Annotated in this window: 15 protein-coding genes and 2 pseudogenes; 7 read left to right on the forward strand and 10 right to left on the reverse strand. The window is 69.8% G+C overall.

The features are described 5' to 3' along the window. The first annotated feature begins 191 nt into the window (after nt 1-191). Nucleotides 192-2,795 (forward strand): alpha-glucan family phosphorylase, encoded by a 2,604-nt coding sequence (glgP, locus tag ACZ7L9_RS17670; protein WP_471416070.1) that lies wholly within the window; start codon nt 192-194, stop codon nt 2,793-2,795. Nucleotides 2,796-2,919: 124 nt separating this feature from the next. On the opposite strand, the gene ACZ7L9_RS17675 is transcribed toward glgP, so the two are convergent. Continuing rightward, nucleotides 2,920-4,953 (reverse strand): M4 family metallopeptidase, encoded by a 2,034-nt coding sequence (locus ACZ7L9_RS17675; RefSeq protein WP_471416071.1) that lies wholly within the window; start codon nt 4,951-4,953, stop codon nt 2,920-2,922. Between the two features lie 160 nt (nt 4,954-5,113). After that, complete coding sequence (locus ACZ7L9_RS17680) at nt 5,114-6,028, reverse strand: TetR/AcrR family transcriptional regulator C-terminal domain-containing protein (protein WP_471416072.1); 915 nt, start codon at nt 6,026-6,028, stop codon at nt 5,114-5,116. 249 nt (nt 6,029-6,277) lie between these two features. Here ACZ7L9_RS17680 and ACZ7L9_RS17685 point away from each other — a divergent pair, with 249 nt between their 5' ends. Next, complete coding sequence (locus ACZ7L9_RS17685; RefSeq protein WP_471416244.1) at nt 6,278-7,774, forward strand: MFS transporter; 1,497 nt, start codon at nt 6,278-6,280, stop codon at nt 7,772-7,774. A 50-nt stretch (nt 7,775-7,824) separates the two neighbouring features. On the opposite strand, the gene ACZ7L9_RS17690 is transcribed toward ACZ7L9_RS17685, so the two are convergent. Beyond that, entirely contained in the window at nt 7,825-8,856 is a 1,032-nt protein-coding gene (locus ACZ7L9_RS17690) for an alcohol dehydrogenase (RefSeq protein WP_471416073.1), read from the reverse strand. Nucleotides 8,857-8,985: 129 nt separating this feature from the next. On the opposite strand from ACZ7L9_RS17690, the pseudogene ACZ7L9_RS17695 reads away from it, so the two are divergent. Further along, nucleotides 8,986-9,102: pseudogene (locus ACZ7L9_RS17695) on the forward strand (DUF397 domain-containing protein); the annotation flags it as partial. Between the two features lie 50 nt (nt 9,103-9,152). Here the strand turns inward: ACZ7L9_RS17695 and ACZ7L9_RS17700 are convergent. From ACZ7L9_RS17700 to ACZ7L9_RS17710, 3 genes are all read right to left on the reverse strand, one after another. After that, the gene (locus ACZ7L9_RS17700; protein ID WP_471416074.1) at nt 9,153-9,935 is read right to left on the reverse strand and encodes an isoprenyl transferase; all 783 of its coding nucleotides are present in this window, start codon (nt 9,933-9,935) and stop codon (nt 9,153-9,155) included. 219 nt (nt 9,936-10,154) lie between these two features. Continuing rightward, entirely contained in the window at nt 10,155-10,538 is a 384-nt protein-coding gene (locus tag ACZ7L9_RS17705; RefSeq protein ID WP_471416075.1) for a hypothetical protein, read from the reverse strand. Nucleotides 10,539-10,851: 313 nt separating this feature from the next. Further along, nucleotides 10,852-11,235, reverse strand: a complete 384-nt coding sequence (locus ACZ7L9_RS17710; RefSeq protein ID WP_471416076.1) for a nuclear transport factor 2 family protein — start codon at nt 11,233-11,235, stop codon at nt 10,852-10,854. A gap of 129 nt (nt 11,236-11,364) precedes the next feature. Here ACZ7L9_RS17710 and ACZ7L9_RS17715 point away from each other — a divergent pair, with 129 nt between their 5' ends. Next, nucleotides 11,365-11,931, forward strand: a complete 567-nt coding sequence (locus tag ACZ7L9_RS17715) for a TetR/AcrR family transcriptional regulator (RefSeq protein ID WP_471416077.1) — start codon at nt 11,365-11,367, stop codon at nt 11,929-11,931. A gap of 743 nt (nt 11,932-12,674) precedes the next feature. Beyond that, nucleotides 12,675-13,889, forward strand: a complete 1,215-nt coding sequence (locus tag ACZ7L9_RS17720; RefSeq protein WP_471416078.1) for a glycosyltransferase — start codon at nt 12,675-12,677, stop codon at nt 13,887-13,889. Nucleotides 13,890-14,614: 725 nt separating this feature from the next. Here the strand turns inward: ACZ7L9_RS17720 and ACZ7L9_RS17725 are convergent. After that, nucleotides 14,615-14,777 (reverse strand): annotated as a pseudogene (locus ACZ7L9_RS17725) (aquaporin family protein); the annotation flags it as partial. An 11-nt stretch (nt 14,778-14,788) separates the two neighbouring features. Continuing rightward, the gene (locus ACZ7L9_RS17730; protein WP_471416079.1) at nt 14,789-15,661 is read right to left on the reverse strand and encodes an aldo/keto reductase family oxidoreductase; all 873 of its coding nucleotides are present in this window, start codon (nt 15,659-15,661) and stop codon (nt 14,789-14,791) included. Between the two features lie 141 nt (nt 15,662-15,802). On the opposite strand from ACZ7L9_RS17730, the gene ACZ7L9_RS17735 reads away from it, so the two are divergent. Continuing rightward, nucleotides 15,803-16,240 carry a winged helix-turn-helix transcriptional regulator gene (locus ACZ7L9_RS17735; RefSeq protein ID WP_471416245.1) on the forward strand — a complete coding sequence of 146 codons (438 nt, stop codon included), beginning with the start codon at nt 15,803-15,805 and terminating at the stop codon, nt 16,238-16,240. 284 nt (nt 16,241-16,524) lie between these two features. Here ACZ7L9_RS17735 and ACZ7L9_RS17740 read toward each other — a convergent pair whose 3' ends face one another. Both ACZ7L9_RS17740 and ACZ7L9_RS17745 read right to left on the reverse strand, forming a co-directional pair. Beyond that, entirely contained in the window at nt 16,525-18,414 is a 1,890-nt protein-coding gene (locus ACZ7L9_RS17740) for an ABC transporter ATP-binding protein (RefSeq protein WP_471416080.1), read from the reverse strand. Further along, nucleotides 18,411-20,282 carry an ABC transporter ATP-binding protein gene (locus ACZ7L9_RS17745; protein ID WP_471416081.1) on the reverse strand — a complete coding sequence of 624 codons (1,872 nt, stop codon included), beginning with the start codon at nt 20,280-20,282 and terminating at the stop codon, nt 18,411-18,413. Before ACZ7L9_RS17745 ends, ACZ7L9_RS17740 begins: the two co-directional genes overlap by 4 nt. Before the next feature lie 187 nt (nt 20,283-20,469). On the opposite strand from ACZ7L9_RS17745, the gene ACZ7L9_RS17750 reads away from it, so the two are divergent. Beyond that, entirely contained in the window at nt 20,470-21,378 is a 909-nt protein-coding gene (locus ACZ7L9_RS17750; protein WP_471416082.1) for an ABC transporter ATP-binding protein, read from the forward strand. The last annotated feature ends 1 nt before the right edge of the window (nt 21,379 follow it).

The raw sequence follows: 21,379 nt of genomic DNA on the forward strand, positions 1-21,379 counted from the left end.
GGCGCGGAGATCGCCGCCGGGCGGAAACGGAGCGGAACCGGGGCGTGTCCTGCGGTCGGCGGCGCGCGCTGTGAGCCGGTCGCGCGCCGTGGTTGCGGGGCGCGACCCACGGCTGACGTCGAGAGTGACGGAGCGACGCACACCGTGCTGCGTCCCCTCGGATCCGTATCTCCCCTGTAATGGTGGAATACGTGAAGGCCATTCGTCGATTCACCGTGCGTCCCGTCCTCCCCGATCCCCTTCAACCGCTCAGCGACCTCGCCCGCAATCTGCGCTGGTCCTGGCACACCGAGACTCGCGAGCTCTTCCAGGCCGTCGACCCGGAGGTCCGGCGGACGGCGGAGTGCGACCCCGTGCGGCTGCTCGGTGCCGTATCCGCAGGGCGACTCGCCGAGCTCGCCCGCGACCAGCAGTTCCTGCACCGGCTGACCGAGGCGTCCGCGGACCTCCGGGACTACCTGGACGGACCCAGGTGGTACCAGGAGCAACTGGCCCAGGGGGCGGAGCTGCCGGCCGCCGTCGCCTATTTCTCACCCGAGTTCGGGGTGACCGCCGCTCTGCCCCAGTACTCCGGCGGGCTCGGCATCCTCGCCGGGGACCACCTGAAGGCCGCCAGCGATCTCGGCGTCCCCCTCGTCGCGGTCGGCTTGCTCTACCGGCACGGCTACTTCCGCCAGAGCCTGTCCCGCGACGGCTGGCAGCAGGAGCACTATCCCGTACTCGATCCGAACGAGCTGCCGCTCACCCTGATGCGCGAAGCCGACGGCACCCCGAGCCGGGTGGTGCTCGCCCTTCCCGGTGGCCGTTCGCTGCGCGCCCACATCTGGCAGGCCCAGGTGGGACGCGTACCGCTGCTGATGCTCGACTCCGCCGTGGAGGAGAACGCGCCGGGCGAACGCGAGGTGACCGACCGGCTGTACGGCGGCGGCAGCGAGCACCGGCTGCTCCAGGAGATGCTCCTCGGCATCGGCGGCGTACGCGCGGTACGGACGTACTGCCGTCTCACCGGGCATCCGGCGCCCGAGGTGTTCCACACCAACGAGGGGCACGCCGGATTCCTCGGGCTCGAACGCATTCGTGAACTCTCCGGTGCCGGGCTGGACTTCGACTCCGCGGTGGAGTCCGTACGGGCCGGCACGGTCTTCACCACCCATACGCCGGTGCCGGCCGGGATCGACCGGTTCGACCGCGAGCTCGTCGCCCGGCACTTCGGGGACGACGGCGAACTCCCTGGGGTCGGCGTCGAACGCATCCTGCAACTGGGCATGGAGACCTACCCCGGCGGTGAGCCCGAGCTCTTCAACATGGCGGTGATGGGACTGCGGTTGGCCCAGTGGGCCAACGGGGTCTCCACCCTCCACGGGGCGGTCAGCCGGGAGATGTTCGCCGGGCTGTGGCCCGGCTTCGACGCGGCGGAGGTGCCGATCACCTCGGTGACCAACGGCGTCCACGCGCCCACCTGGGTCGCGCCCGAGATCCTCCGGCTGCGCAAGGGCTACGGCGGCACACCCGGCCGGTGGGACTCCGCAGCCGAGGTCCCGGACCGGGAACTCTGGGATCTGCGGCGGTCCCTGCGCACACAACTGGTCACCGAGGTGCGCAGACGGCTCTACGCCTCCTGGCGCGACCGGGGCGCCGAAGCCGCCGAACTCGGCTGGATCGACAACGTGCTGGACCCGGACGTGCTGACCATCGGCTTCGCCCGCCGGGTGCCCTCGTACAAGCGGCTGACGCTGATGCTGCGCGACCGCGACCGGCTGCGGGACCTGCTGCTCCATCCGACCCGCCCGATCCAGATCGTCGTCGCCGGCAAGGCCCACCCCGCCGACGACGGCGGGAAGCGGCTGGTGCGGGAGCTGGTGCGGTTCTCCGACGATCCACGAGTGCGCCACCGCATCGTGTTCCTGCCGGACTACGGGATGGCCATGGCGCAGAAGCTCTACCCGGGCTGCGACGTCTGGCTCAACAACCCGCTGCGCCCGCTGGAGGCCTGTGGTACGAGCGGCATGAAGGCGGCGCTCAACGGCTGCCTCAACCTCTCGGTCCTCGACGGCTGGTGGGACGAGTGGTTCGAGCCGGACTTCGGCTGGGCGATCCCGACGGCCGACGGTCTGGCCCTGGACGAGGACCGCCGCGACGAGCTGGAGGCGGGCGCCCTCTACGAGCTGATCGAGGGCCGGATCGCGCCGCGCTTCTACGACCGGGGCGTCGAGGGCTTCCCGGAACGCTGGATCGAGATGGTCCGCCGCACGCTGGGCACGCTCGGGCCCAAGGTTCTGGCGGGGCGCATGGTGACCGAGTACGTGGAGCGGCTGTACGCGCCCGCCGCGCTCGCCCAGCGTGCGCTCGCCCCCGGCACGGCGCGGCACCTCGCCGACTGGAAGGCCCGGGTCCGCGCCGCCTGGCCGCGCGTCGCCGTCGACCACGTGGAGGCGGTGGCGCCCGACACGGGGGGCGGTTCGGCCGAGCTGGGGTCGACGCTGGTGCTACGGGTCCGCATCGACCTCGGGGCGCTGGAGCCGGAAGATGTGGAGGTGCAGGCGGTGGCCGGCCGGGTGGACGCCGCCGACGGGATCTCGGACGCCCAGCTCTTCCCGCTGAAGCCCGCCGGGGGCCAGGACCTGGAGGGCCGCTGGCTGTACGACGGTCCGCTGGCCCTCGACCGCACCGGCCCGTACGGCTACACCGTGCGGGTACTTCCCGCCCATCCGCTGCTGGCGACCGGCGCGGAACTCGGCCTGGTGGCGCTGCCCACCGAGTCGCCGGGGGACGGCGCGGGCCTGCTGATGCGCTGACATACCGTCCGCCCGGCCCCGGCACCCACTACGGACGTGAAACCGCCCGGGAGGAAGCGAGAGCTCCTCCCGGGCGGTTCGTGTCGGAGCCGGACTCGGCTCAGGGTTCAGCCGGCCGACGGGTTCAGAACGTCAGCTTGAAGCTGTTGATCCTTCCGGTGTCGCCCGAGAAGACGTCCTGGACCTTCAGCTTCCAGGTGCCGTTGGCCGCCACGGACGACGCGTTGACCGTGTACGTCGTCTGGACGTTGTCCGCCGAGTCGGAGATCGAGGAGTTCTTCAGCCGGTAGGTCGTGCCGTTCGGGGCGACGAGGTCGATGACCAGGTCACCGCGCCAGGTGTGGGTGATGTCCACGCCGACCTTGAGGGTGCTGGGCGCGTTGCCCGTGATGCCGGTGACGTTGACCGAGGTGGTGACGGCCGAGCCGTGGTCCGGGATGGCGACGGAGGTGGAGTTCTCGAAGACCGTGCCGCCGGGGTCGGTGCCGCCACCGGGGCGCGAACCGACGTTGATGCCGGCCCAGGCGTCGGCGACCGCCTTGTACTCGGCACTGGTCGTGCCGTACAGCTCACCGGCCGCGGCGAGGGTACCGGTGCGGGCCGCCGCGTAGTTCGTCGTGGAGGTGAACTTGGTGGTGAGCGCCTTGAACCAGATCTGCGCGGCCTTGTCGCGGCCGATGCCGGTCACCGGCAGACCGTCGGAGGTCGGCGAGTCGTAGTTGACGCCGTTGATGGTCTTCTTGCCGCTGCCCTCGGAGAGCAGGTAGAAGAAGTGGTTCGCCGGGCCCGAGGAGTAGTGGACGTCGACGTTGCCGATGCCCGAGTACCAGGCGTCCTTGGACGCGCCGTCCTTGCTCGGCTTGTCCATGTAGCGCAGCGGGGTGCCGTCGCCGTTGATGTTGATCTTCTCGCCGATGAGGTAGTCGCCGACGTCCGAGGAGTTGTTGGCGTAGAACTCGACCGCGGTGGCCATGATGTCGCTGGTCGCCTCGTTGAGGCCACCGGACTCACCGCTGTAGACCAGGTTGGCGGTGGCGGCGGTGACACCGTGCGTCATCTCGTGCGCGGCCACGTCGAGGGCGGTCAGCGGGTTCGCGTTGCCGGTGCCGTCGCCGTACGTCATGCAGAAGCAGCTGTCGCTCCAGAAGGCGTTGACGTAGTTGTTGCCGTAGTGGACGCGGGAGTACGCGCCGACACCGTCACCGCGGATACCGGTGCGGCCGTGCACGTTCTTGTAGTAGTCCCAGGTCTCGGCCGCGCCGTAGTGGGCGTCCGCGGCGGCGGTCTCGGCGTTCGACGGGTTGCCGTTGCCCCACACGTCGGTGGAGTTGGTGAACAGCGTCCCGGTGCCGGACGTGCCGTGGTTCAGGTTGTACGTCTTGTGGTTGCCGCGGCCCGTGTCGGTCAGCGTGTACGACGGTGCGGTGCCGAGAGTCACCTGGCCGCTGTACTCGGTGTTGCCGACGCCGTTCTCGATGGCCTGCCACTCGTACAGCTTCGCGCCGTCGGCCGCGTCCGTGATGACGTGGAGCTCGTTCGGGGTGCCGTCCTCCTGGAGTCCGCCGACGACGGTCTCGTAGGCGAGCTGCGGCTTGCCCTGCGCCATCCAGACCACCTTGCGGGGTGCCCGGTCGGCCTCGGTCTTCTTGGAGCCGTCGGCCTTGGCGAGGCCGAGCGCCTGCTTCTCGGCCACGGCGGGCGCGACATCGGCCGTCGTGTCCACGGCCTTCAGCTGGCCACTGGTGACCTTGGACGCCTTGGTGACGCTCTCGGTCGCGCCGGCCTTGGACTCCTGGACGACGAGGTCGCCACCGAGCACCGGAAGTCCGGCGAAGGTGCGCTCGTAACGCGTGTGCGTGGTGCCGTCGTTGTCCTGGATGACATCCCGGACGACGAGCTTCTCCTGGGAACCGAGACCGAGCTCCTTGGCCGTGGCCGCCTTGCTCGCGTCGGCCTCACGGATCAGCTCGGCGCGCTGGGAGGGGGTGAGCTGCTTGGCCAGGGCACCGTGGTCGGCGCCGGCGGCCGCGGACACCGCCGCCGGGGCGCTGCCCGGGGTGGCAGTGGCCGTACCGGTCTGGACTCCGACGGCGAGGAGGGCTGCTGCGGCTATCAGAGCGCCGGTCGCGGTGGCACGACGGCTGGGCGTGGATCTCACGCGGACTCCTTCTGCGAGGGGGGTACCGGCGGCAGGGTGGCCGTCGGCAGAACGAGAAGTGCGCAGAACGGGGTGAAGAGTGTCAGCCGGAGGACGGTCCTGTCAGGACCGCGTCAACAAGTTGGCCGGAAGTCGTCCGTTGTCGTAAAAGTCATGTTCGTTAACCGGACGTTTCGCCGATCATCATCGCGATGCCGTCCAGCGTCCTCCGCAGGCCGAATTCGAAGAGTTCGTCGAGGTCGAGCTCGAACTCATCGTTTTCGAACAGCGAGTTGAGGAAGGGGTAGTCGCCACTGGCCGAGATGGCGTCGAACTGTGGCTCATTTCTTACCATCCACTCCGCGGCGGACAGCCCGGTGTCCTGACGCGCCTGTGTTTCCATGTCGCCGGCCATGGCGAGTCCCTGGACATGGGCGAAAAGGGTGAGATGGATGTGCAGCTTCGTGTACGGCGGTAGCCCGGTGCCGGCCAGGGCGTGCAGTACCCACTCCGTGTACCGCATGGCGTGTGGGGACGCTGTCGGCCGGGTGAAGGACGCCACGGCCTGCGCCATCCACGGATGGCGCCCGTACACCGACCGGAGCCACCGGGCGGCGAGTTCAAGTCCGGACCGCCAGTCGTGGGGCGCGGCGCCCAGCCGGCGTTCACCGAACACCTCGTCCGACATCAGCCGGACCAGCTCGGTTTTGCCCGGCACATGACGGTACAGCGCCATGGTGGAGATGGACAGCATGGTCGCGACCCGGCGCATGGACACCGCGGGCAGCCCTTCGGCGTCGGCCAGCTCGACAGCGGTACGCACGATGCGCTCACGGCTCAGGACAGGACCGCTCCCCGGCCCGGGGCCCCCCGGAGCGCGACGCTCGACGACGACCGTGCCGACACCCGGCACCGCCCGCACGAGCCCTTCGCCGCGCAGTACCGACAGCGCCTTGGTGGCGGTCGCCATGGCGACACCCCACTCCCGGACGACGGCACGGGTGGAAGGCACCCGGTCGCCCGGTGCCAGCTCGCCGGAGACGATCCGGCGGCGGATCTCCCCGGCGATGCCGAGGTAGGGCGGTTCGTTCTGCACGAGTGCACCGTACTAGTGCACCGGAAACGCCGTACACCCCGTCAACTAGGGGAATATGACGGGCTGTACGTGGCACCGGGAGGTGCACTACGGCGGTGCTTGCGGTGTACGCGGCGCCGCTGCTGTGCTCCCGGCATGACCTCAGGACCGCACATCCCGGCACCACCCGTATCCCCGTCCGGCTCCGGCGCACCCGAGCCCGCGGCCCCACGCGCCGGACGCCGTGAATGGACGGCGCTCGGCGTGCTGATGCTGCCGCTGCTCTTCGTCTCGATGGACGTCTCCATCCTCTTCTACGCGCTGCCCGCCATCGGCGCCGACCTTCGACCGGGCTCCACTCAGCAGTTGTGGATCCTCGACATGTACGGCTTCGTCCTCGCCGGACTGCTCATCACCATGGGGGCGCTCGGCGACCGCATCGGCCGTCGGACCGTACTGATCACCGGCACAGTCCTCTTCGCCGCGGCCTCGGTCGGTGCCGCCTACGCCCAGTCCCCAGGGGCACTGATCGCCGCCCGGGCGCTCCTCGGCGTGGGCGGCGCCTGCCTGATGCCGTCCACCCTTGCCCTCGTACGCACCCTCTTCCGCGACCCTCTGCAGCGCTCCAGGGCGGTCGCCCTCTGGACGACCGTGATGGCCACCGGCATCTCCGTCGGCCCGGTCGTCAGCGGCGCCCTCCTCGAACGCTTCTGGTGGGGCGCGGTCTTCCTCGTCAACCTGCCCGCGATGGCACTCCTGCTGGTTCTTGCACCGCTGCTGCTGCCGGAGTCCAGGACCCCCGCTGCGGGCAGGTTCGACGTCCTGAGCGCGGTGCTCTCGCTCGCCGCGCTGCTGCCGCTGATCCACGGCATCAAGGCACTCGCCAAGCACGGCTACCAGCCCCTGCCGGCGCTCGGCATCACGGCGGGACTCGCTCTGGGCTTCGTCTTCCTCCGCAGGCAGGCCCGCCTCGCGCACCCGATGGTCGACCTCGCGCTCCTGCGTCGCCGGGCCTTCGGCGGATCGGTCCTCGTCAACCTGCTGGCCATGGCGGCAACGGTCGGATTCGCGGCGTTCTTCTCCCAGTACGTGCAGTCCGTCCTGGGCAAGAGTCCCTTCGAGGCGGCCATGTGGAGCCTGGTGCCGTCCCTCGGCGTCATGGTCGCCGCCCCGGCGGCCGGTGCGCTCGCCCGGCGCTTCGACCGCGGATACGTCATGGGTGGCGGGTTCCTCGTCTCCGCCGCGGGATTCCTCTCACTCACCCGGATCGGGACCGACTCGCCGCTCTGGATGACACTCGCCGGGTCCGCCGTCTACGCGGGCGGGCTGGTCTCCGCGATGACGCTCGCCAATGAACTCGCCCTCGGCGCCGCGCCGCCCGAGCGCGCGGGCTCCGCCGCCGCGGTCCTCGAATCGGGTCAGGAACTCGGCGGCGCCCTGGGGATGGCGCTGCTGGGTTCGGTCGGCGCCGCCGTCTACGGCCGGGACATGCGCGCTACGGTGCCCGCCGTACCCGACGCCGCGCGGGAGACCCTGTCAGGCGCGGTCGCGGTGGTACGGCAGCTCCCGTCCCAGCTGCGGGACGCGATGCTCCCCGCCGCGTTCCGCGCCTTCACTCACGGTCTGAACATGGCTGCGGCGGGGGCCGCCGTCGCGATGGCCGGAGCCGCGGCCCTCTCCATCGCCCTGCTCCGCGATACGGGCTCCGTACCGGTCGGCGGAGCGGGAGACGAGGCCCGTACCGAGGAGGAGCAGCGGCTGCGGTGAGGTACTGCCACTCCTGTGCGGGGTGCGCGCTTCGGTGAGGGCCGGGGGCGTCAGCCGGTGGTGAGCACCATCCGGAAGCGGGCGGCGCCGGACATCATCTTCCGGTACGCCTCGTCGACCGCATCCAGCGGCACGGTCTCGGTCATCGGGCGGATCCCGTGCAGAGCGCTGAACGCCATGGTGTCCTGCACGTCCTGCGCGGTCCCCGCCGGGTGGCCCCGGACGACCTTTCCGCCCATGATCAGCTGGGCCGGGCTGATACCCAGCGGTTCGGCGTCGACGCCGATGACCACCAGCTCCCCACGCGGGGAGAGTCCGTCCACGGTCGCCGAGATCGCCTCGGAGTTGGCCGCGGTGGCCAGGACGACCTTGGCGCCGCCGAGTGCCTGCAGCGCGTCCGCGACGGACGTGTCCGCCGTGCTGTCGACGTAGCCGTGCGCGCCGAGTTCCCGGGCGAAGTCGGCCTTGGCGGCGCCGCGGGCGATGGCCACGGTCTCGAAGCCCATCGCGGCCGCGTACTGCACACCCAGATGCCCGAGGCCGCCGATGCCGAGAACGGCGACCAGGTCGCCCGGCCGGGCGGAGCTGCGCCGCAGCCCGTTGTACGTGGTCACCCCCGCGCAGCCCAGGGGCGCCGCATCGGCCGCGTCCAGCGCGTCGGGGATCCGGGCCAGGGCGTCCGTCGGCGCGATCACCGTCTCGGCGTAGCCGCCGTCGTATGCCCAGCCGGGGACCTTCAGGTTCAGGCACACCATGAAGTCGCCCTGCCTGCACGGTGTGCAGTGGCCGCAGCTGCCGCCGAACCAGCCCACCGCCACCCGGTCGCCCACCTGCCAGACGTTCTCCGTTCCCGCGCCGAGCTCCTCGATCCGCCCGGCGATCTCATGCCCGGGGACCACCGGAAACCGCACGCCCGGGAGCCCGCCGCCCACGAAGAGGGCGTCGCTGTGACAGACCCCGCAGGCCTCCACGGCCACGCGTACGTGGCAGGGGCCCGGCTGCGGCACCTCGCGCTCGACAACTTCGAACGGACCACCGGCGGTGGTGACCTGTGCGGCTCGGTAGACGCTGGAGGCGCTCATCTGGATCTCTCCGGGATACGGGAACACGGTGGACGGCCCACCGGAATCAGCAGACCAGCTCCGGCCCGATCGCGCACGCCGGGCGACGCGGACGGGGGCCCCGCCGCGACCGCGCCCCGTCGGCGAGTCCCCCGTTGGTTCAAGTCCTCATTCAGCGAGAACGGCGGCCAGTGCATCGAGGTCGCTGCCAACCTCGTCGGCTCGCTCGGCGTGGTCCCCGTCCGCGACTCCACGAACCCGAGCGGCCGGAGCTCACCAGCCCGCTCGCCCCGGGCGATCCCCGGCGCTGGAGACGGTCACTTGCCGAATCGCCGTTCACGATTCGCGTACGAGCGGAGTGCGCGCAGGAAGTCCACGTGACGGAACGCCGGCCAGTAGCAGTCCACCCAGTGCATCTCGGCGTACGCGGACTGCCAGAGAAGGAAGCCGGACAGCCGCTGTTCTCCGGAGGTTCGGATGATGAAGTCGGTGTGGTCGGCTGTCGGCGAGTACAGATGCCGGGAGATGTCCTCGATTTCGAACCGTTCGACCAGTTCGGCAGGGTCGCCACCGGCAGCGATGTGCTCCTCGAAGGCGCTCTTCACCGCATCGACGATCTCCCGTCGGCCGCCGTAGCCGACCGCGACGTCCACCTTGAGCCCGCCGCGCCCGGCAGTCGCGGCGGCGGCCTCCTCGAGCACTTGGGCACTGGTACCGGGCAGCATGTCGAGCGAGCCGATCACCTGGACCTCCCAGGGGCGGCCTGCGGCCGTGATGTCCCGGACGGTCTCTTCGATGATCTCGATGAGCGGGCCGAGCTGCTCGGCGGGACGCCCGAGGTTGTCGTCGGAGAGCATGAAGAGGGTTACGTGCTCGATTCCGTCGGCGGTGCACCAGCCCAGGAACTCGGTCGTCTTGGCGCCGCCCGCCCGGTACCCCTCCCGGACGTCCGTGTGACCCGCCTGCCGAGCCCAGCGCCGATTGCCGTCGAGCATGATCCCGACGTGCTGCGGGCGTGGCAGCCCCGCCAGGGTGGCGGCCAGTCGGCGCTCGTACACCGCCTCGATCGGCCGTCGGAGAAACAGCGGGAGCAGCCTCATGAAACATCTCCATCGCGTCGTGGATGCCCGCCGGCGGGCAGGGTCCACGCTATGGCCTGCGGCCATCGTACGATCTTCAGGAGTCCATACAACTCCCGGTGATCACGCGGTGGCCGTACCCGTTCCCAGCCGGACCCTGACGCATGTGACTGAGCACTCCGGCTGGAGGGACTCGCCGGCTGATGCGCTCGTCTCGCTTCCGACCAGTCAACACGGGGGTCACGGTGTCGCCGCGCGGAACAGGGCGAGGAGGGCCTGACCCGGCGGAGTGTCCGCGTCGAAGAACTGCGTGGCCAGCGCGGGCGGGACGACTGGTCCGTGCATGCGGATCTCGTGGCAGCTGAAGCAGAACGCCGCCTCGAACAGGGCCAGATCGAGGGAGTCCTCATATGCGCGAACGCTCCAGCCCGGTGAAAAGCCACAGCGGTGCTGTTGGCCGCTGGGCAGGGTCCCGATCAGGGCCAGGGCGCCGGCCGCTTCCTTCCCGGTCCAGTAGGCGACCGCCCTGCCGGGGTACGGGGCGCCCCGCTGAATTGGGAGGGCGGAGATCCGTACGACCTCGATCAACACGGTAGTGGCAACTGCTTCGGCGGGGAGCTGCATGAGCACAGTCTCGCCGCCGAACCGGTCTGCTGGGTGTGTTTGGAACTGGTCCAGCCCGCAGCCGAGCCGACTCCGCAGCACGTACCGGGCCGGAGGCGCAGGACCAGCCGTCATATGCGCGGCCGCGTACCGGTTCCGCGCAGACCCCGTAGGTCAGAAACCAGCCCCGGTCGTTCGCGCCCGCTGACCTGTGTGGACTGGATCAGGTGAGACGCAGGGACTCGCTTCGTCGAGACAGATCTCGGGGTCGGGGCCGGAACGGACTGAGCGCTGGCCCGGCTCAAGTCGGGGTGCCGCTGTACCGGTCTGGCCTTCATGCTCTGGCGCCGGCGACTCCCAAGCCGTCCATGTAGTCGCGGACTCGCGTGATCAGTCCGTTGCGGACGTGGAGTATCAAGAGACCGGGGACGGTGAACCTGGTGGCCTTGGTCGTCAGTGTTCCCACCACGGCATGCTCGGCGATGATCACTTCCGGATCGGCGGTCACGTGGGCCGCGATCCTCCTGACCTCCAGCACCTGGGTGGGGCTGGCGCCCCAGGCCGCCCGGTATCCGGCGCGCACGGCCTCACGCCCCTCGTAGCGCGGGGGGAAACCGGGAGAGGTGAACGGGAACTCGTGCACCGCGTCCATGGCATAGAGATCGGCGAGATCGTCTGGGGACTTGTCGAGCATGGCCTGGTAATAGCGGGTCAGCACCTCGTGAGGGGTGCGAACAACAGGTCTATCCAGATGCGACACAGGGGGTCATTCCATTCGCTCAACAATTGTTGACCCACTCACCGTAGGGTCGGTCGGAAGTTCGGTCAACGTCTGTAGAGTGAATCGGTGTCCACTCCTCGCCAGTCCCGCGCCGACCGCCGCCGAGCCACCGAGGCGCGCATCCTCGACAGCGCCCGGGAGCTGTTCGCCGAGAAGGGATTCGAGCGCACCACCATTCGCGCTGTAGCGGCCGAGGCGAGCGTCGACCCGGCTCTGGTCATGCAGTACTTCGGCTCGAAGCGTGAGCTGTTCTCCCAAGCCGTGCAGGCGTTCCCAGCGCCGCCGACGACCACTGATTCCGACGCACTCGTTGATCAGTTGCTGGCCTCGCTCGGCTTCAAGCTCGGCGGTCTTCCCGAGGGCACGCTGGCGATGATGCGGTCCATGCTTACCGACCAGGCAGCAGCTGAACACGTCCGCGTCGCCCTCGGCCGGCAGATCGACAGCGTCGGTGCTGCTCTGCCCGCAGCCGAGGATCCCGAACTGCGCGCCGCACTGGTCGTCACCACCTTGCTGGGCGTCACCATCGGCCACCAGTTCCTCGGCCTGGCCTCGCTTCGTGACGTCCCTGCCGATCGCATCGCCGCGTTGCTCCGCCCGGCCATCAAGGCCCTGGCAGGACCGCCGGAGTGAACGCGACGCCGCCCATGGTCGGCGAACCGGTGGCCGGTTGGCCACGGTGAGCCGGAGGACTCCTCCGCCGGGTCGGGCTCCGTCTCGGTCGTTTCAGGTGTCTCGGGCATCAGGACTCGCAGGCAGCTGCGGTGCTGGGCGATGCTCCGCTCAGCGGCCTCGCTGAGGTTGTGGAACGCGCGGCGTCCGCACTCGGCGTTCCGACAGGTGGACCGGCGGACCCGCAGCTGGAGTACGACGCTTCGTCACGCACTCGGAACTCAGCGGGAAACCGCAGGTAGGAGCTGTGAACCCGGGCGGACCACGCTCCGCGGCCCGGACACCAGGCGCACGCGGCGGTGCACCGCACGTCAACACGCACTATCGCGATGTTCACGTCCACCGACAGCACCGCGACGTCCGCGATCGACGGGAACAACAACTCCTCCAGCCGGAGCAAGATCTCATTCACAGCCCCGAACTGTCGGCCCCGTCACTCTTGCCACTGCTCGTTTTGAGGCAACTTTCCGAGACAACGGAGGGAGCTCAGCTGTCACTCACAGTGCACGGATCACACAACCTGACCCAGAACCCGACCTTCGACAGCGGATGTACGCGACTTCGAGCAGCACGCCGACGCGGAGGTGTTCGATGTTCATGAGTAACGACAGCGCGCATCGACTCGGGGTCGCAGCAGTCAGGTGGGCTGAGGGATCTCCGTGGCAGGCGACGGTGGACGGACGGCCGCCGAGGAGAATCGCTCCATGCGAATTCTGATCATCACCGCCGGTTCACGGGGAGACGTCGCGCCCTACACGGGCCTGGGGCGGCGCTTGCTGGACGTGGGCCATCGGGTCGCAGTGGCTGCTCACCCATCCTTCGAGGCACTCGTCGGCGGGTGCGGTCTCGACTACCGGCCTGTGCCGGGAGACCCGCAAGGGCTGATCCGGGACTGGGCCCGGGCGACGTCGAGGGAGGAGACCCAGGCGCTGACGAGGGCGTACGCGGACGGGCTCGCCGATGGGGTGGCGGAGGCCGTGGCAGGTGGAGCCGACCTGCTCCTCACGGCCTTCGGCCCGGCACCGCTCAGCCGGACGGCCGGCGAAGCGTTCGGCGTCCCCATCATCGGCACCTACCTCGTACCGGCGTTCGCCACCGGACAGTTCCCGCTGCCTAACGCACGGAGCACCGACGGCCTGGGACCGGAGGACAACCTCGCCGCGGGCCGGGATGTGCTGAGGCGCGCGGAAGGGGTCTTCGCGGGCGCCGTGGCCCGGCTGCGTGCCCGCCTCGGGCTGCCCGAGGGCGCGCCCTCGGCACCGATGGACACCCGGCCGGTCTTCCACGGCTTCAGCCCGCTGGTGGTGCCGCGCCCCGAGGACTGGCCGGCCGGGGTCGAAGTGGCAGGCTATTGGTGGCCCGCGCGGCCGGACGGCTGGCATCCCCCGGCCGAACTGGTCGACTTCCTCCAGGCCGGTCCGCCCCCGGTGTTCATCGGGTTCGGCAGTATGGCACCGGGGCAGGGGGAACGGCTCAGTGAGCTGGTGGCTGCGGCGGTGAAGCGGGCAGGCGTGCGCGCGGTGGTGCAGGCGGGGTGGGCCGATTTGAGCGGCTGCGGCGCCGACGTCCTGGCCATCGGCGACGTCCCGCACGACTGGCTGTTCCCTCGTACCGCCGCCGTCGTCCATCACGCCGGGGCGGGTACCACCGCGGCCGGACTGCGGGCCGGAGTGCCCGCCGTGCCCGTTCCCGTCATGGCCGACCAGCCGTTCTGGGCGTCTCGGCTGCACGAGCTGGGAGTCGCCCCCCGGCCTGTGCCGTTCCGGGACCTCACCGCCGAGGCCCTCGGCGACGCGATCACGGCCTGCCTGTCCGAGCCGGCCCACCGCCGCCGCGCGGCCGAACTCGCCCGCGGGATCGCCGCAGAGGACGGCACCGCTTCGCTGCTCGCCCACATCGGCTCAGAGAGCGCCGGGTGAAGCCGCATCGCCGTGCTGCTGTGCCAGGCTGCCCGAGGCACTCTGCCGCATACGGTGCTGCCGAAACGCGCGGACAATTCGAACGCCGCCGCGCCCCCGGCCGCCTCCCAAAGCCGTGAGCAAACGCTGCCCGAAATCGGGTTCTGGCTCAACTTCTGTGAGGTTGGGCCGTGCGCGCTGGCATCCGCCTCGGACCGACCCTGCTGACCTGCGAGTTTCCGAGTCCTTCGCCTGCAGCGGAACCCGTGTTCGAGCAGCGGCGTCAGGGTCCCTCGGTGGAGCGCGGCAAAGGTCACGACCGCCTCGTTCTCGTCGCTGCTGACCGTCGCGAGCAATCCCGGGGGCACAAAGAACTTGTCGGCCTCGTAGGTCGGCAGGAACGGACTCAGGGGTACGGGGCGCAGCATGCTCCACAACGGCTCAAGGCGCTGGGTTTGCATGCAGTAGGTCCGTGCGTGGTATGGGGCGGCATTCATGGCTTCGTAGAGGGTGAACTGCAGGAGGAAGCGGCTCAGCGGTTCCTTTTCGAGGATCGTCTCCGGAGCCTCCGCACAGGGGTCTTCGGTGAGCCACACAGGGGGATCGGCATCGCCCGGCCCCTGTGGTGGCCACAGGATGGACCAGTCCATGCCAGCCTCATTCCACACCGCAAAGACCAACCGATCGCCGAGCGGCCCGCCAGCATGCGTGGGCTGCCTCAGCACCGGGTTGTGACACAGTCGCGAGGAGTTCGCCAGCAGCTGCACGCCGATGTCCCGGGGACAACGCCGCGGCCTGGATGCCGGAGCCGACCACGACCGCGAGCAAGGCAGCCGTTCCCACAGCCTCGGCAGCCGACCGCCGACCCACTTGAGCGGTGGCTGCGGTCGTGGCTTGTGGGCCGGTCAGCTCTGGGGCATTCAGCGGCCGATGTCGTCCAGTTCGGTCAGGTCCTCATGGGAGAGGGAGAGTCCCGCGCCAGCGATGTTCTCGCGCAGGTGCGCCGTCGATGACGTGCCGGGGATGAGCAGGATGTTCGGTGATCGCTGCAGCAGCCAGGCCAGTGCGACGGACATCGGGGTCGTGCCCAACCGAGCGGCGACCGCCGAGAGCGCCGAGGACTGAAGCGGGGTAAAACCCCCGAGGGGGAAGAAGGGCACGTACGCGACGCCGTCGGTGGCGAGCCGGTCGATGAGCTTGTCGTCGTGGCGGTGGGCGAGGTTGTACAGGTTCTGCACGCATACGATCGGCGCGATGCCCTGTGCCTCGGTGACCTGCTCCTCGGTGGCGTTGCTGACCCCGAGGTGGCGGATCAGGCCCTGCTGCTGGAGTTCGACGAGCGTCTCGAATGCCTCGGCGAGCGAGCCGGGCTGGGGACCTTCGGCGTTGCCGAGTCGGAGGTTGACCAGGTCGAGTTCGTCGACCCGGAGGGACGTGAGGTTGTCGTGGACCTGGCGGCGCAGGTCTTCGGGTCGCCGGGCCGTGGGCCAGCCGCCCTGTGCGTCGCGGGTGGCGCCCACCTTGGTCACGATGTGCAGCGTCTCGGGATAGGGGTGCAGTGCCTCGCGGATCAACTCGTTGGTGACCCGCGGCCCGTAGGCGTCGCTGGTGTCGATGTGGGTGACACCGAGTCCGACCGCCTCGCGCAGAACGGCCAGGGCACCCTCGCGATCGGCGGGCGGTCCCATGACCCACGGGCCGGCCAGTTGCATGGCGCCGTAACCGAACCGGGTGACGGTCAGGTCACCCAGAGACCAGGTGCCGCCGGGAAGAGAGAGGGAGGGTGTGCTCATCGTGTGGCCTTTCGTCGTGCACTTGGGGGGTGGCGTCGGCTGCCTCCCTGCATCAGCATTGGAGAGAAACTTCCTGTCGGGAAGTAGGCACTTTTGAGTGCGTAACCCACCCATCGGTGAGAGGTGCGATCAGTGACGACGATGAACGCGGCCCAGAAGAGGGCTCAGGCCAAGGTGGAGTACAACGCATTCCTCGCAGAATGCCCCAGCCGGCAACTGCTCGACCGAATCTCGGACAAGTGGGTCGTCCTGATCCTGTGTGCGCTGGGCGGCGACAACAAGCCTGGACCCTCCGGTGCAGTACACGCAGACGTTCCGAAGGCGGTGCGTTACTCCGAGATCTCTCGTCTTCTGGCGGGGGTCAGCCAGAAGATGCTGACCCAGACGCTACGGTCGCTGGAGCACGATGGTCTGCTCACCCGCACCGTGACGCCCACCGTCCCCGTCACCGTCTCCTACGAGCTGACCGACCTCGGCCTCTCGCTCCACCACATGACGCGCGGGCTCAGAAACTGGGCGCAGACACACATGGCCGAGGTCCTCGCAAACCGCGAGAACCACGACGCCCGCACCTCCTGATCGAACCATCCAATATCACTCCATTTGCGAAGCTACACCTGCGACCTCTCGCCTTCGTGTCAGTACGCGACCTGCACAAATATCGCCCGGTGACAGTACTTACACCGCGGACTTCTCACCTCCGGACAGTGACCCCATCCACCGAAGCAGGCACCGACCAGCGGCAACACACCAACGCCCCACTGTCTCTCACACCACTGTCCCGAAACCGAGAGATCGCACGTAGGTGGTCGCCTCTGGACGGCCTCCGCCCGCGCCACCGGGCGCCCCGAACCGGCGGCCGCTCACGCCAGGCTCTCCCGCCACGCCCGGTGCAGCCCCGCGAAGCGGCCGGTGCCGCCGATGAGTTCGGACGGGGCACCGTCCTCCACGATGCGGCCGTGCTCCATCACCAGGACCCGGTCCGCGATCTCCACGGTCGACAGGCGGTGGGCGATCACCACCGCGGTGCGGCCGTGGAGCACCGTGTCCATGGCCCGCTGCACCGCCCGTTCGCCGGGGATGTCCAGGGAGCTCGTCGCCTCGTCGAGGATCAGCACGGAGGGGTTCGCGAGCAGGGCCCGGGCGAACGCGACCAACTGGCGCTGACCGGCCGAGATCCGGCCGCCCCGCTTGCGTACGTCCGTGTCGTACCCCTCGGGCAGCCCGGCGATGAAATCGTGCGCGCCGATCGCCTTGGCGGCCTGCTCGATCTCCTCGCGGGTCGCGTCCGGGCTCCCGATCGCGATGTTGTCGGCGACCGTCCCGGAGAACAGGAACGCCTCCTGGGTCACCATCACCACACCCCGCCGCAGCTCGGGCACGGCCAGATCCCGCAGATCGGTCCCGTCGAGCAGCACCCGGCCCTCGGTCGGGTCGTAGAAGCGGGCCAGCAGCTTGGCGAGCGTCGACTTGCCCGCGCCCGTCGAGCCGACCACGGCGACGGTCTGACCGGCCGGGACCGTCAGATCGAAGCGGGGCAGCACCTCGCCACCCGTACGGTAGGCGAACCGCACCGAGTCGAAGACGACCGCGCGGCCCGGGTGCTCACCCGCGAGCACGGGCAGGCCGACCGGATTCGTCGTCTCGGGGACGGACGGGGTCTGGGCCAGCAGACCCGCGATCTTCTCCAGCGAAGCGGAGGCCGACTGGTAGGAGTTGAGGAACATGCCCAGCCGGTCGATCGGGTCGTACAGCCGGCGCAGATAGAGCACGGCCGCGGCCAGCACCCCGAGCGCCAGTGTGCCCGACGCCACCCGGTACGCACCCCACAGCACGATCCCCGCGACCGCCGTGTTGGCGACCAGCCGGGAGCCGACGACGTAGCGTGCCATCTCCAGCATCGCGCCGCCGTTCGCCTGTCGGTGAGCCGAGTTGAGGCCCTCGAAGTGCGCGTCGTTGAGGCGCTCGCGGCGGAACGCCTGGACGGGGCGGATGCCGTTCATCGACTCGGCGAACTTCACGATGACCGCGGCGATCGCCGTCGACCGCGCCGTGTAGAGCACTCCGGCCCGCCGCTGGAACCGCCGTACCAGCAGATACAGCGGGAGGAAGGAGAGCACCGCCACCGCGCCGAGACCGAAGTCCAGCCAGAGGAGCACCAACGAGATCGAGCCGAAGGACAGGACGATGCCGATCAGCTCCTGCAGTCCCTCGCTGAGCAGTTCCCGCAGCGATTCCACATCCGTGGTGGAACGGGAGATCAGCCGCCCCGATGTGTAGCGCTCATGGAAGTCCACGCTCAGCGCCTGCGCGTGGCGGAAGATCCGGCCCCGCAGATCGAGCAGCACATCCTGGTTGATCCGGGCGGAGACCCTGATGAACGCGTACTGCATGAGCCCCGCGGCCGCCGAACACAGCGCGTACCCCACGGCCACCGCGATCAACGGCCCGTAGTCCTCGTCCCGGAACGCGGGCACACCGCTGTCGATGGCGTACGCGACGAGCAGCGGGCCCGTCTGTACCGCCGCCTGCTGGATCAGCAGCAACAGCGCCGACACCAGCACCCGGCCCCGGTGCGGCCGGAGCAGCGACAACAGCAGCGCGCGGGTCGCACCGCGAGACGCGGGCAGATCGTCCCGGTCGAACCGGTCCCCGGCACCGTCGGAGAGGGACGGGGCCCCGGGCTCCTTCCGCGCGTCCGGCCGCGGGCCGGCGGGCCCGGTCGTCGTCGTGCCGGTCGTCGTACTGGTCATCGGGTGCGACCCTTCTCGGCAGGGACGTCCGGTACGAGATGGCCCTCGCCGGACAGGTCGGGGACGGCGTCCACGGCGGGGGCACCCTCCTGCGCGCCGGTGGCCCCCGACATCAGCCACGCGTACTCCGCGTTGCCGCGCAGCAGTTCCTGATGGGTGCCGACGGCGGTGATCCGACCCTCGGAGAGCAGTGCCACCCGGTCCGCGAGCATCACGGTGGACGGCCGGTGCGCGACCACGATCGCCGTCGTCTCCTCCAGCACCTGCCGCAGCGCGGCCTCCACCAGCGTCTCCGTATGCACGTCCAGGGCGGAGAGCGGATCGTCGAGCACCAGGAAGCGGGGCCGGCCGACCACGGCGCGGGCCAGCGCGAGCCGCTGCCGCTGCCCGCCGGAGAGACTGAGCCCCTGCTCGCCGACCTGGGTGCCGATGCCGCCTGGCAGGTCGTACACGAAGTCGGCCTGCGCGACGGCGAGCGCCCGCCGTAACTCGTCCTCCCCGGCGCCCTCGGCGCCCATCAGCACGTTCTCCCCGACCGTCGCCGAGAAGAGCGTCGGCTCCTCGAAGGCCACGGACACCAGCTTGCGCAGCTCCTCCCGGGGCATGGCGGTGATGTCCCTGCCGTCCAGCGTGATCCGCCCCCTGGTGGCCTCGTGCAGCCGTGGTACGAGAGCGGTGAGCGTCGTCTTGCCGGAACCCGTGGCCCCGACCAGGGCCATCGTCTCGCCGGGGCGGATGCGCAGATCGATCCGGGACAGTACGGGTACGGAACCGGGCTCCGCGTCCGGATAGCGGAACTCCACGCCCTCGAAGACCATTTCGCCGCGACCGTCCGTGCCCTGCGGCGCACCGCCGTCGGCGGCGGCCGCGTCGTCCTCCTCGGCCACATCCATCACCTCGAAGAACCGCTCGGTCGCCGTCGCCGACTCCTGACTCATCGCCAGCAGGAAGCCGATCGACTCGATCGGCCACCGCAGCGCGAGCGCCGTCGAGAGGAAGGCCACCAGCGTGCCTGCCGACAGCCCGCCGTCGGCGACCTGGACCGTACCGAGGACCAGCGCCGCCCCGATGGCCAGCTCGGGGATCGTGGTGATGACGGCCCAGATGCCCGCGAGGAGACGCGCCTTGCCCAGCTCCGTGCCGCGCAGCCGCTGCGAAAGGGCACGGAACGCGAGGGCCTGGCTGCGGTGCCGGCCGAAGCCCTTGATGATGCGGATGCCGAGCACGCTCTCCTCGACGACCGTCGCCAGATCACCGACCTGGTCCTGCGCCTGGCGCGCCACGACCGAGTACTTCGTCTCGAAGACCGAGCAGAGAATCACCAACGGCACCACCGGAGCGAGCAGTACCAGCCCCAGCGTCCACTGCTGCATCAGCAGAATGATGAAACCGACCAGGATCGTCGTGCCGTTGACCAGCAGGAACGTCAGCGGAAAGGCCAGGAACATGCGCAGCAGCATCAGGTCCGTGGTCCCGCGCGACAGCAACTGCCCCGACGGCCAACGGTCGTGGAACGCCACCGGCAGCCGCTGCAGATGCCGGTACAGGTCGGCGCGCATCGCCGCTTCGACCCCGGCCAGCGGCCGGGCCACCAGCCACCGCCGTACCCCGAAGAGCGCGGCCTCGGCGATGCCCAGCAGGAGCAGATACAACGCGCCCAGCCAGACACCCCCCGGATCGCGGTCCGCCACCGGTCCGTCCACGATCCACTTCAGTACGAGAGGGATCACCAGACCCATGCACGAGGCGACTATCGCGACCAGCGCGGCGCCGAACAGGCGGTTGCGCACCGGCTTCACATAGGGCCACAACCGCAGCAGGGACCGTGCGGTGGACCGTTCCTTGGGCTCTACATGTTCTTCGGGCATCACAGTCGAGCCTACGGTTCACCACTGACATCGCTCATGTGGTTTTTCGGCCGTCCGGCGGTGCCGGAGCTCCGTACCGGGTCCCGTGGGACCCGCAGGTCGTACCCCGTATCAACCGATCGGCCGATGCCGCTTCGAGCGCGATGGACGATGGTGCGCCGGTTCCCCGGACGTGATTCTCGTACGCATGGCAATCATCGAAGTGAACGCGGTGCACAAGGCCTACGCCGGGCGCCCCGCGGTGGACGGAGTGAGCTTCGCCGTCGACGAGGGGGAGATCTTCGGGATTCTCGGCCCCAACGGAGCGGGCAAGACCACCACCGTCGAGTGCATCGAGGGGCTGCGGGTCCCCGACGCCGGTACGATCCGGGTGGCCGGCCTCGACCCCGTCGCCGACCACGACCGGGTGACCGGGCTGCTCGGCGCACAGCTCCAGGAGAGCGAACTCCAGCCCAAGCTCGCCGTGGCCGAGGCGCTGCAGCTGTACAGCGCCTTCTACCCGGACCCCGCCGACTGGCGCGCGCTGGCCGAACGGCTCGGTCTGCACACCATGTACGGCACCCGGTTCGCCAAGCTGTCCGGCGGTCAGAAACAACGGCTGTCCATCGCGCTCGCCCTGGTCGGCAACCCGCGGGTCGTGGTCCTCGACGAGCTGACCACCGGTCTGGACCCGCGGGCCCGCCGGGACACCTGGAAGCTGATCGAGGACGTACGCGACAGTGGTGTGACGGTCCTTCTGGTCACCCACTTCATGGAGGAGGCCAACCGGCTCTGCGACCGTGTCGCCGTGATCGACAAGGGGAAAGTCGTCGCCCTCGACACCCCGTCCGGTCTGGTCAGCAGGGCCGGCAGCGCCACTGTCATCTCCTTCACCCCCGCACAGCCGCTCGACCCGGCCGAGCTGGATTCGCTGCCCGGTGCGGACTTTGTCGAACAGAAGGACGGCCGGATCGTCATCCACGGCAGCGACGAGACGGTCAACGCGGTGATCTCACTGCTGGCCCGCCACCGCATCACCGCACACCAACTCCGCGTCTCCGAAGCAACGCTGGACGACGCCTTCCTCGACCTCACAGAAGCAGAACAGGCGGCCTGAG

Source organism: Streptomyces sp. NPDC111516, assembly GCF_055635345.1.

Bases quoted from the DNA above. Each gene is read 5' to 3' on its own strand.
- ACZ7L9_RS17750 (WP_471416082.1), top strand. From the start codon at position 20,470: ATGGCAATCATCGAAGTGAACGCGGTGCACAAGGCCTACGCCGGGCGC.
- ACZ7L9_RS17740 (WP_471416080.1), bottom strand. From the start codon at position 18,414: ATGACCAGTACGACGACCGGCACGACGACGACCGGGCCCGCCGGCCCG.
- ACZ7L9_RS17720 (WP_471416078.1), top strand. From the start codon at position 12,675: ATGCGAATTCTGATCATCACCGCCGGTTCACGGGGAGACGTCGCGCCC.
- ACZ7L9_RS17730 (WP_471416079.1), bottom strand. From the start codon at position 15,661: ATGAGCACACCCTCCCTCTCTCTTCCCGGCGGCACCTGGTCTCTGGGT.
- ACZ7L9_RS17745 (WP_471416081.1), bottom strand. From the start codon at position 20,282: ATGCCCGAAGAACATGTAGAGCCCAAGGAACGGTCCACCGCACGGTCC.
- ACZ7L9_RS17690 (WP_471416073.1), bottom strand. From the start codon at position 8,856: ATGAGCGCCTCCAGCGTCTACCGAGCCGCACAGGTCACCACCGCCGGT.
- ACZ7L9_RS17685 (WP_471416244.1), top strand. From the start codon at position 6,278: ATGCTGCCGCTGCTCTTCGTCTCGATGGACGTCTCCATCCTCTTCTAC.
- ACZ7L9_RS17735 (WP_471416245.1), top strand. From the start codon at position 15,803: ATGAACGCGGCCCAGAAGAGGGCTCAGGCCAAGGTGGAGTACAACGCA.
- ACZ7L9_RS17705 (WP_471416075.1), bottom strand. From the start codon at position 10,538: ATGCAGCTCCCCGCCGAAGCAGTTGCCACTACCGTGTTGATCGAGGTC.
- ACZ7L9_RS17700 (WP_471416074.1), bottom strand. From the start codon at position 9,935: ATGAGGCTGCTCCCGCTGTTTCTCCGACGGCCGATCGAGGCGGTGTAC.